This window comes from Kitasatospora sp. NPDC005748 (genome assembly GCF_040630735.1).
GTDB lineage: Bacteria > Actinomycetota > Actinomycetes > Streptomycetales > Streptomycetaceae > Kitasatospora.
Map to the genome: position 1 here is coordinate 1 of NZ_JBEXYD010000117.1, position 10,195 is coordinate 10,195.

At 74.4% G+C, this 10,195-nt stretch carries 6 protein-coding genes and 2 pseudogenes; 4 read left to right on the forward strand and 4 right to left on the reverse strand.

Annotated features, from left to right (window positions below; translation table 11 throughout):
* The first annotated feature begins 181 nt into the window (after nucleotides 1-181).
* Together ABZ495_RS36270 and ABZ495_RS36275 are read left to right on the forward strand one after the other, a co-directional pair.
* Nucleotides 182-391 carry a hypothetical protein gene (locus ABZ495_RS36270; protein WP_359840235.1) on the forward strand — a complete coding sequence of 70 codons (210 nt, stop codon included), beginning with the start codon at nucleotides 182-184 and terminating at the stop codon, nucleotides 389-391.
* A pseudogene (locus tag ABZ495_RS36275) lies at nucleotides 382-546 on the forward strand (IS5/IS1182 family transposase); the annotation flags it as partial. The gene ABZ495_RS36270 and the pseudogene ABZ495_RS36275, both read left to right, overlap by 10 nt.
* A 425-nt stretch (nucleotides 547-971) precedes the next feature.
* Here ABZ495_RS36275 and ABZ495_RS36280 read toward each other — a convergent pair.
* From ABZ495_RS36280 to ABZ495_RS36295, 4 genes are all read right to left on the reverse strand, one after another.
* Nucleotides 972-1,466 (reverse strand): ricin-type beta-trefoil lectin domain protein, encoded by a 495-nt coding sequence (locus ABZ495_RS36280; protein ID WP_359812419.1) that lies wholly within the window; start codon nucleotides 1,464-1,466, stop codon nucleotides 972-974.
* Nucleotides 1,467-2,761: 1,295 nt separating this feature from the next.
* Entirely contained in the window at nucleotides 2,762-3,727 is a 966-nt protein-coding gene (locus ABZ495_RS36285; protein WP_359840231.1) for a hypothetical protein, read from the reverse strand.
* A complete protein-coding gene (locus tag ABZ495_RS36290) occupies nucleotides 3,724-4,071 on the reverse strand; it encodes a PadR family transcriptional regulator (RefSeq protein ID WP_359840232.1) in 348 nt (115 codons plus the stop codon). Before ABZ495_RS36290 ends, ABZ495_RS36285 begins: the two co-directional genes overlap by 4 nt.
* A gap of 366 nt (nucleotides 4,072-4,437) precedes the next feature.
* Nucleotides 4,438-5,067: a hypothetical protein gene (locus tag ABZ495_RS36295; RefSeq protein WP_359840233.1), complete on the reverse strand. Its 630-nt coding sequence runs from the start codon at nucleotides 5,065-5,067 to the stop codon at nucleotides 4,438-4,440.
* A gap of 287 nt (nucleotides 5,068-5,354) precedes the next feature.
* Here ABZ495_RS36295 and ABZ495_RS36300 point away from each other — a divergent pair.
* Nucleotides 5,355-5,996, forward strand: a pseudogene (locus ABZ495_RS36300) (leucine zipper domain-containing protein); the annotation flags it as partial.
* A 672-nt stretch (nucleotides 5,997-6,668) separates the two neighbouring features.
* Nucleotides 6,669-10,127 carry an AAA domain-containing protein gene (locus ABZ495_RS36305; protein WP_359840234.1) on the forward strand — a complete coding sequence of 1,153 codons (3,459 nt, stop codon included), beginning with the start codon at nucleotides 6,669-6,671 and terminating at the stop codon, nucleotides 10,125-10,127.
* Nucleotides 10,128-10,195: the final 68 nt, after the last annotated feature.

The following is a 10,195-nucleotide window of genomic DNA, read 5'->3' on the forward strand; positions in this document are numbered from 1 at the left end:
TCTGGCTGGTCGCCCTGGCCCCGGTCGGGGCGGAGGACGTGGCCCGGGCGGTCCTCGACGTCCTGCGGCTGCGCCAGGCCGGTCCGCTCCGGCGCGCCCCGGCGGCGGACCGCCCGGCCCCGGCCCCGGCCCCGGCCCCGGCTCCGGCGACGCCGGGCAGATCCTCGACCACCTGGTCGAAGTGCTGGCGGACGAAGAGACGGTGCTGCTGGACAACTGCGAGCACGTGCTGGAGGCCGCAGCGAGGCTCGCCGAGGCCCTGCTCGGCCGGTGCCCCCGACTGCGGATCCTCGCCACCGGCCGGAAGGCCCTGCGGATCGGCGGCGAGACCCTGCACCCCGTCCTCCCGCTCGAACTGCCCCCGCCGGACGCGCCGGCCGATCGTGAATGAACAACTTCGGCGAGCGTCGCCGCGACACCGAGCGGCGACGCTCCTGCACCGAGCTCTTCCTTGCTCTGGCCACGGCCATCACCGTCCGTAGCCCGATCCGACGCGCCTGGTACACCCACCGCCGGGGCACCCGCCCGCGCAGCCCCCGCATCCGACAGCCCGGCTCAACGCCTGCCGGCGGACGCTCCTGGAGATCCGGGTCGAGCCCGCGCGGGCCCCCGGGCCCCTGGCCGCCGCCCCCCTTGCACCGGGCGACGACGAGTCCGTCGCTCGCGTCCGCGCTCCGCGGTGCGGGTGCGTCGACGTCTCCTTTGGCTGACACCTGCGCCGGTGAGCGACATCCGCTCCCACCTGGCCCAGATCTAGGCGACCTAGGTCAGCCCGGACCGAATCCGCGAAGTCGCCGACACGGTCGTGGCGTACTCGTGAGCCGACAGAACCGCCCCCTGGACGAGGCAGGCCCCCTCCCCGCGTTGCGGGGAGGGGGCCGTGCGCTCGGCATCAGTCGGCCGACTCGAACTCCCGTTCAACAGGCTCGGCCTGACGAGCCGATCAGTGACGCTGGTGCGCGAGCGGTTCGTCAGCCGACGATGGCCCAGGACTGCGGGTGGTTCCAGGCATCGCCGCAGGTCCACAGCGTCAGCCAGGTCCCGTTGCTCAGGGAGTTGCCCTTCGCGGTGATGCACTTACTCCCGTGTGCGGTCCAGATCCGCTCCGAGTCGAGGTCGTAGTAGAACCGCTGCGGGTTGACCGACGCGTAGGGGTCGCAGGTCCACAGAGTGAGCACGGCTCCATTGGTGCCCGAGGCGTTGCCCTGCGGCGTCATGCACTTGCCGCTCACGTCGTGGACCAGAAGGTTGCCGCTCCAGTGCCACTTCTGCAGGTCGCTACCGGTGCAGGACCAGACCGTGACCACGGTGCCGTTGGACGTGCCGTTCCCCTCCGGGGTGGCGCACTTGTTTTCAGTGTTCCACAGGACCGAGCTGCCGACGGCTTGTGCCGGGCTGACGGCGAGTGAGCTGAAACCAATCACGGAGACCAGCGCGAAGAGCGTGGTCAAGAACTTGCGAATCATGTTTCCCCGGATCTTGGAGCTATGACAGTACTGTGCGGCCAGCGGCCGCCATACGCGTGTGCCCATGCCGAAGGAGCCCCTGAGGGCTTGAACTTCCGGCTGGGGGTGGTCGCCGCCCGGCACACGACGACGACCCCCGAACGCTGAGTCCGGGGTCGCCGTGAACGAGCGTCCAGGGTGGTGGGCGCGTCGAACTGATGGTGTGACACATGGCGTGCGATCCGGGCACAGTATGATCATTCTGCTTGGTCGGTGTCCAGTCATGCGGGTGTCCGGTTGCCGGCAGCGCAGCGCCGCGAGTCGCCGGCCGGGGTGCCCGTGCGGCGATGGAGCGGTGCGAGGCATGGCCCGCAGCGAGGTGGTCTTCACCGGCGTGGACGGTCACTTTCAGGTCGGTGGTCCCCGTGGTGAGGTCGAGGGCGCCGGCGACGGGGCTGAGCGGTTCCCTCGGGAGTTGCTCGGACACGACCGGGGGAAGCGCCGACGGCCACGCAGCCAGGACGAAGCGGGCGCGCAGCGGTATGAAGACGGGGAGGCCGGGCGCGCGGGCCTTCGGTGGATCTGCTTCCACAACCTCCGTCGGCGCCACCGCGCGTTCGGCTACCTCGGCCCGGCCCGATTCGAACATCGGACAGCGCAGCGGCTTCCCCGAGGATCACGCTCGTCGGATGAACCTGCGGTGTCCACGTCCCGGGCGAACGCTCAGGGGCCACTTGTTTGCCGCGTTCCCTCCACGGGATCGGATCCACGACCTGGTGAACCTCGGCCTGCGATTGGGCGGGTACGGGCCGCCGGTGCGGCTGGCCGAGGCCCGGACGCTCTTCCTCGGCGCGTCCGGTTCATCGCCCCGACGACCCAGTCCCGGCGTCCGAACAGCACGAAGGCCGCCACCCCGTGCGGGGCGGCGGCCTTCGGCGTGTTCGGGCCGTGGAGATCATGGGCGACCCGGCGTGTGCGGCCGGCGCCCCGGCGGACGGTGCCATGCGGCGCGGTCGCCGGCCCGGGGGTTTCGTCAGGTCGATTCGGCACTCTTGGCCGGCTTGGTGCGGGCGGAGGTGACGAAGTGGTGCGCGATGGCGTGGGCGGCCACGACGTCCATGCCGCCCACGCCCTGGATCGGCCTCCCCGCCCGGGTGAGGCGTCGCCGCGGTGGCCGCCCCTCGCCGGCAGCAGCGGCCCCGGCGGCTCAGCAGCGCGGCGCACCGCGGACCTTGGATCGGGTCGGCAGACCCGCCGCCGGGCCGCGCGGGCCCGGGAGTGCGCAGGCCCCAGGGAGCGCGGGCACCGGGCCGAGGTCAGGCCGGGCCGGAGCGGTCGTCCGCCCTGACCCGCCGGGCGAGCTGGAGCGCTCCGGCCACCGCCAGGGCCACCCCGAGCGGGGCCGCACAGGCTCCGGCGTATTCGAGCAGCAGGTGCAGCCGTGGCAGGTCGAAGGCGGCCGCGGTGGTCATGGGCATCAGCCAGGGCAGCGTCCCGAGCACGACGCCGGCGGCCCGCAGCGGGTCCCTTCGCCGGCCGGCCAGGCGGTCCAACAGGACCGGTGCCGTCAGGATGCCGAGCCAGATCGGCAGCACGGCCAGGACGGGCAGCGGCAGGTACTGCGCCAGGTACAGGTCGGCCGCGATCCCGGGGAGCGCGACGGCGAGCGCGAGTGCGGCCATCTCCCAACGGCCTCGCCGGGTGACGTCCACGAGCGCGGCCGGTGCGAGCAGCACCAGCGCGCCGATCAAGGCCAGGGCCGCCGGCTGACCCGCCGAGTACCGGTCCAGGCCGATCAGGGCCTGCACGCCGCCGCCGAGGAGGACGGCTGCCACGCCCGTGACGCGCGCGGCCCGCCAACGGCCCGTCACGGCGAGCCCGAGAGCGAGCAGCCACGGCGCGGCGCACGCCAGTTGGAGGACCGTGATCGCCACGGCGTGACGCGGACCGGGCGAGGGTTGGGGGTTCTGGGTCCGGTAGGCCAGATCGGGCAGCAGGAGGTACAGGGCGCAGCCGGCCGCGAGTGCGAGGGCGACGGGCGCCGCTTGGGCCAGTACGCGGCCGGCCGGGTCCGTGGGGCCGATCCGCAGCCGTAGTCGCAGGGCGTGGGTGGCGAGGTCGCGGTACTCCCGGAGCAGCGCGCCGCGGGTGCGGTCCTGGGTGGCCTCGGTGAAGGTGGCGTGGATGTCGTCGCCGTGCGCGCCCCGGTAGGGGGCGGGGTAGAGGCCGATCAGCAGGCGGATCGCCCGGGGGGCGGTGTGGCCGGTCGTGGCGTGGTTCATGAGGTCGCCCCGTGGGGTCGGGGGCGGAAGGAGCCCAGTCGGCGTTCGGCCTCGGTGGCGGCGGCCCGCAGGCGTGCGGCCTCCCGCGCCAGCGCGTCCTGTCCCTGGTCGGTGAGGGCGAACGTGCGGCGCAGTCGTCCGCTGACCACCTCCTCGCTGTCGATTCGCACCAGGCCCTGCTGGAGGAGCCGGTCGAGGGCGGTGTAGAGCGTGCCGGTGCTCAGGCGGCTCTGGCCGTCCGAGATGGCGAGCACCTCCTGGATGATCGCGTAGCCGTGCCGGGGGGTGTCGGCCAACGCGGTGAGCACGAGCCTGGTCGGTTCCTGTAACTGACGGATGGTCATGCACGGAGCATAGAGCGATCACCGGAATATGTCGATGGCCGGACGGTCAGTGGGGTGGGACGGGGTGACGTCACCCGCCGGCCGCCCCGGCCCCGGGGCGGCGCCTCGCGGAGGAACCCGCGCCCGTTCGGCTTGTCGCCGTACAGGGGACGGCCGCCTTCGCCGCCCTTCCCGCCCGCTCCTGCGCCGCCGTAGCGGTTGAAGCCGGTTGCGCCGTCGTCTTCCCGGCCCGCGCTCCCTCCGAGCGGGCCTGCGTGGCGCGCCGGTGGGTTCGCGGGCCGGGAAGGCGACGGCCAGGGCCGGTGAGGCGGCGCCAGACCGGGCCTCGCACCGCTGATCACCGTGCGGCGGTGCGAGGCCCCCGGATCAGCGGAGCCAGGCCGGGGCTGTGACGACCGCCTTGAGCTGGTCGAGGCCGAGGGCCGGGTTCCCGGGACGGAAGGTGTAGCCGTTCTCCCCGTTCCACTCGTTGATCTCGATGGCCCGGCCGTCGGCGTAGTAGACCGCCGCCGCCCGGTGCAGGACCGGGTCGACCGCCGTCTTGCCGTTGCCGAACATGTCGGTGACGACGGTGGCGCCGTCCGGCCGGCGCTCCCGGACCGCCAGCGGGCCCGCCGACCCCTCCGTCTCGGCGTACTCCTTGCCTTTGACGCCCCGCCCGTTGTCTTTGACGCCCCGCCCGCCCGGCTCGGTGACGCTTACCGAGAGCATGCTGGTGCGCCCCTCGTACGTCACGGAGAGGTGCGCTCCGTCCCGGCCGTCCTGCCCGGAGGGGACGGCGCCCGGCGGGAGCAGCGGGACGAGCGGCGCCAGAAGATCCTCCGCCTTCGGACCGGGTTCGGGTGTGGGCGGCTTGGGCGCGGTGTCCCGCGCCGGCAGGGCGTCGAAGAGCCGCGCCCAGGCCGCAGCGGTCACCAGGGCGCGCGGCTGATCGGCGTCGAGCGGCGGGTTCTCCCGGTTGGGGGTGGCGGGTTGTCCGTTGTGCTCGATGATCATCACCTGTCGGCCGTCCGGTGCCGCCCAGGTGGCGCGCCACTCGCGGTGGCTGTCGGAGTTGCGGTCCCTGAGCTTCCTCGGGCACCCGGTGCGGCGCGGGCCTGGCGGAGTTGCGTGGCAGGCGGACCGGCCGTTCTCGGGTGGTCGCCGGTCCCGAGGCGGACGTCTAGGTGTACTGACGACGGAGGTTGGTGAGACGGTTCACGGCGTGGTGATCTTGAAATGAGTGAGGGCCTTCCGGCCAGGTGTGGACTGCGACATCTGCACCGGCTCCCAGAAAGGCCCTCATGCCACACCGGAACGCACCGCTGACCGAGACCGGACGCCTGCGCCTGGCCCGCTGCGTGGTGGAGGACGGCTGGCTCCTGCGCAGGGCCGCCGAGCGCTTCCAGGTCTCGCCGACCACGGCCAAGCGCTGGGCCGACCGATACCGGGCCCTCGGCGAGGCCGGCATGAGCGACCTCCCCCGCCCCCCGCAGCCCGCGCAGGCTGCCCGTCCGCACCGAGCGGCGGATCGTCAAGGTCCTGTGCCTCCCGCAGGCGATCCGTGTCCCGCGGCGGTGGGGTCCGGCCGCATCGCCTACCTGCTCCACCTGAACCCGGCCACGGCGCACCGGGTGCTGGTCCGCTACCGACTCGCCCGCCCCGCGCACCCCGACCGCGCGACGGGATGCCCGGTGCGGCGCTACGAACGCACCGCACCGGGCGAGCTGGTCCACGTCGACATCAAGAAGCCCGGCAACATCCCCGACGGCGGCGGCCACCGCGTACAGGGCCGCCCGACCGGGAGGAAGAACAGCTCCGGCGCGGGCTACAGCCACCTGCACGACGCCGTCGACGACCACTCCAGCCCGGCCTACAGCGAGATCCTCGCCGACGAGCGCGAGGAGAGCGCGGCCGCGTTCTGGACCCGGGCGAACGCGTTGTTCACCCAGGCCGGAGTCACCGTCCCTGACCCGGGAAGGACACCTCGCACCCGACCGCTGAGCGTGGTCCCCGGCCGTCGCGACCGGGGAGCGCACCGGCGCGGGCCCACGCCGTTCCGGCGCCGACCTGCGCCCTCGACGTCCGGTCCGGGTCGTCGGCTCCGGCCGCCGGCCGGAGCCGGCGCGAATGCCGTGGTTCGGGCCCTCGGCCCGCACGGTGTCGGTCCGGTAGATTCTGCGGGGCTGATGGGCACACGAAGCGGCCGTGCGCCGCGCGTTCGACACGGGGGCAGCGGGGTGCGGAGCGGACACGCGCGGGACCGTCGACAGGAGGCCCTGCTGGACTGCTGGCGGGCGGTCGAGCTGTTCAGCCCCCCGGGGATCCCGTCGCTGCCCCGCCGGCGGCGCGCCGCGCGCTCGGGGTCTGCGGACGAGTACACCGTGGACGTGACCCCGGAACCGGGCCTGGCGGGTCTGCCCCTGCCGTGGGACCCCAACCACCCGGCCACCTCCCGACGGCTGGCCCCGTACGGGAGGATGTGGCGCCACGAGGTCTATGGCGGGGTCTTCGACCTGGAGTTGCTGCGCCAGGCGATGATCGCGGTACTGCCCGAAGGGACCGACCCCGACCCCGGGGTCCCGCAGGCGGAGCTGACGCTGTCGGGTCAGAGCGCGATGTTCGCGCTGGTCCTGGACGACGAGGGCCGGCCGATCGAGGACACCTCGGTGATCTCGGCGTGCGCGTGGGCCACGGGACGACTCCTCGATCCCGGGCCGGGGGCGCCGGGGTGGCTGGACGGCTTCGAGGAGCTGGACGACGCGTTCGGCGCCGCGATCGACCGGCTGACCGCCGTCCCCGTCCCCTACTCCCCCGCCCCCTACTCCCCCGTGCCCGGGCACCGGCCACAGCCGCCCGCTGCGACGGCTCCCCCGGCCGGGGACTGCGGCTGGCGGCAGTTGCTCGCCGAGATCCTGGGCGGTGCGGCCGTGGGCGCGGTGGGGGCGCTGTTCGGCGAGGTCGCCGGCGCCGCGCTGCAGGGCGCGGCGGAGCCGCTCGTGCGGCGCGCCGCCGACTGGGCGGCTGCCCGCCGGCCCGCTCCGGAGCGCACCGAGGACCCGGAGCGCGCGGAGGCCCCGGAGGGCGGCGCCGGGGCCGGCACCGGGCACCTCCCGGACACGGCTTCGCCCGCCGGGGCGGACGAAGCCGGCCCCCGGCCGGTGGGGCTGGCCGACCTGGTGGCGCTGACGGCGCAGATCGCGGACCTGTGCGGGGTGGAGGCGCACCTGCGGCCGCGGGTGATCCGGGTGCGCAGCCGGCTGATCCACCGTCCGCGCGATCCGCGGACGAAGGTCGCTGCCGCCGCGCCGTTCCTGAACAGCCTTCTCCCGCCCGACCTGGCCCGGGTGCGCGCGGCGGCCGGCCAGGGGTTGGGGCCCGCGCTCGACGCTTACCTGACGGAGCACAACGCGGTGGACGTCGCTGCACGCACCGACGTGCGGCAGGCGCGCCAGGCCGTCCTGGCCGGGGTCGCGCCAGGTCTGGTGCCGGCCGGACGGTGGCCCTCACCGGCACGCTTCCCGCTCGCGTTGAGCCAGCAGTTCGCGGTGAACCGCATGCTCGCCGACCGGGCCGGGACCGACGGCGGGATGTTCTCGGTGAACGGTCCGCCGGGCACGGGCAAGACGACGATGCTGCGTGACCTGGTCGCCGCCCTGGTGGTCGAACGGGCGGCCGTCATGGCCACCTTCGACCGGCCGGGGCAGGCGTTCACCGGCCGCGCGTGGCAGGGGCTGGACCGCCAGGGCAGGCACCGGCGCCACGTCGCCCGGCTGGACCCGCGGTTGACCGGGTTCGAGATCGTGGTCACGTCGTCCAACAACGGTGCGGTGGAGAACATCACCGCCGAACTGCCGGGCCTGGACGCCCTCGGCGAGCACTGGCGGGCCGGCCCGGACCACTTCTCCGACCTCGCCTCCGCGCTCCTCGGCGGCGCTCCGGCCTGGGGCCTGGTGGCGGCCGTGCTCGGCAACAAGGGCAACCGCAAGGAGTTCGGCGAACGGTTCTGGTGGGGCCGCCTGCCGAAGGAGGAGTCCGACGCCCGCACCGCCGACGGCCTGCCACCGCTGCGCGGCATGAAGGCGCTCCTCGGCGACTGGATCCCTCCGAACACCCCGGCGCGCGGAACCCGCCCGGCCACCGGTGCCGCCACCGCCCCGGCGCCCGGCCCGGCCCGGCCCGTGCCGTCGTGGCGCGAGGCCGTCGGTGCGTTTCGCGCGGCGGAGGCCGAGGTCGAGCGCCTGCGCGCGCAGCGCACCCGGCTGGCCACCGCGCTGGAGGCCGTCGAGTCCCCGCAGGCCGGGTGGCGCATCGCGGACCTGGAGGCCGCGAGCGGGCGGGCCGACGCACAGGTGGACGCGTGTGCGGCCCGCCTCACCGGGGCCGGCGCCGCCGTCGCCGCCGCCCGTGCCGCCACCGTGACGGCTGAGGCCGCACACCGCGCGGCCGCCGCGCGGGTGCCCGCGGCACGACAGGAGCTGGCAAACGCCCGCGCACGACTGTCCGCCGCGCGGGAGCGGGCCGCGCACCACCACGCGTACGTGGCAGCGCTGACCACCCGCCACGACGCTCCCTCGGCCGCCGAACGCGGACTGCGCGGCGGGCTGCGCCGGCTCCTGCGGAGCACCGCCGACCGGCAGGCCGCCGAGCGGCAGCACGCACACTCCCAGGCCGAGATCACGCACCTGCTCGTCCAGCAGCGCCGCGCCCTCGACGACGCCGTGGAGCAGGTCGCCGACGCCGTCCACTCCGAGACCCTGGCCGCCGGCCGCCACGCCGACGCCGCCAGCGCGATCGACGCCGCCGCCGCCGCACTCGCCGCCGCGCGCGCCCACGAACAGGCCACCCTCGTCCGGGAGACCGCGGCGGCCGCCGACCTCTCCGCCGCCCGCACCGCCGCCGCAGCGGGCCGGCGCGCCCTGGACGGTGCCGTCGCCGACCTCGACGCCCGCCACCACCGACTGCGGGAGGCCGCCGCGACGCTGCCCTCCCTGCCGCTCAACTGGGTCCACCTCGACGAGCGCGACCAGGAACTCGGCTCCCCCTGGTCCGACGAGGCCTGGTCGATCGCCCGCAGCGACCTGTTCCTGCGGGCACTCGACCTGCACCGCGCCCTCGTCGCCGGGGCGGCGAAGAAGGTCCACGGCAACCTCCAGGTCCTCATGGAGCTGATGACGAACACCAACGGGCCGATCCCCGACGAGGAGGCCGAACGCGCCTGGCAGACCCTCTTCCTCCTGATCCCGGTCGTCTCCACCACCTTCTCCTCCATCGGCGGCATGTTCGCCCGCCTCGGCCGGGGCACCCTCGGCTGGGTCCTCGTCGACGAAGCCGGCCAGGCCACCCCGCAGGCCGCCGTCGGCGCCCTGTGGCGCGCCCGCCGCGCCGTCCTCGTCGGCGACCCGCTCCAGCTCGAACCCGTCGTCACCATGCCCACCGCCCTGCAACGCCGGCTCCTGCGCGCCTACGACGTCGACGACCAGTGGCTGCCCTCGGCCACCTCCGCCCAGGCCGTCGCCGACCGGACCAACCGGTACGGCACCTACCTGCCCGCCCCCGGAGGCGACGACGAACACGTCTGGGTCGGATCCCCCCTGCGCGTCCACCGCCGTTGCGAAGAGCCGATGTTCACCATCAGCAACGACGTCGCCTACGGCGGCCTCATGGTCTACGGCACCGAGAACAAGCCCTTCCCCGACCAGGAACACGACGCCCTGCTGCCGAGCCGCTGGCTCAACACCGACGACCCCACCCGGCCACCCGACGCCCCCTGGGGCGAACGCGACCGCCGCGCCTTCGAGTTCGTCCTCGACCGCCTCGACCAGCACGGCGTAGACCTCACCCGGCTACGCGTCATCACCCCCTTCCGCGCCCTGGTCACCGAGTGCCAGAAGATCTGCCGCAACCGCCCGGACTGGACCTCCAAGCTCCTCCACGAACGCTGCGCCACCGTCCACCGGGCCCAGGGCAAGGAGGCCGATGTCGTCATCCTCGTGCTAGGGCACGTATTCGGTCGTGATCAATCTTGGCGATTCACCTTCGCGGCGGGTCCTGATCCGGTAGACCGTGGTGTGTGACGCGAGCGCAACTGACAGATGCGGAGTGGGTGTTGATCGAGCCGTACTTGCCGATCGGCGAGTACGGC

What these genes read in the sequence shown, in the direction of transcription:
- ABZ495_RS36280 (WP_359812419.1), bottom strand. Translation starts at nt 1,466, where the DNA reads ATGATTCGCAAGTTCTTGACCACGCTCTTCGCGCTGGTCTCCGTGATT.
- ABZ495_RS36285 (WP_359840231.1), bottom strand. Translation starts at nt 3,727, where the DNA reads ATGAACCACGCCACGACCGGCCACACCGCCCCCCGGGCGATCCGCCTG.
- ABZ495_RS36290 (WP_359840232.1), bottom strand. Translation starts at nt 4,071, where the DNA reads ATGACCATCCGTCAGTTACAGGAACCGACCAGGCTCGTGCTCACCGCG.
- ABZ495_RS36295 (WP_359840233.1), bottom strand. Translation starts at nt 5,067, where the DNA reads ATGATCATCGAGCACAACGGACAACCCGCCACCCCCAACCGGGAGAAC.
- ABZ495_RS36305 (WP_359840234.1), top strand. Translation starts at nt 6,669, where the DNA reads ATGTTCGCGCTGGTCCTGGACGACGAGGGCCGGCCGATCGAGGACACC.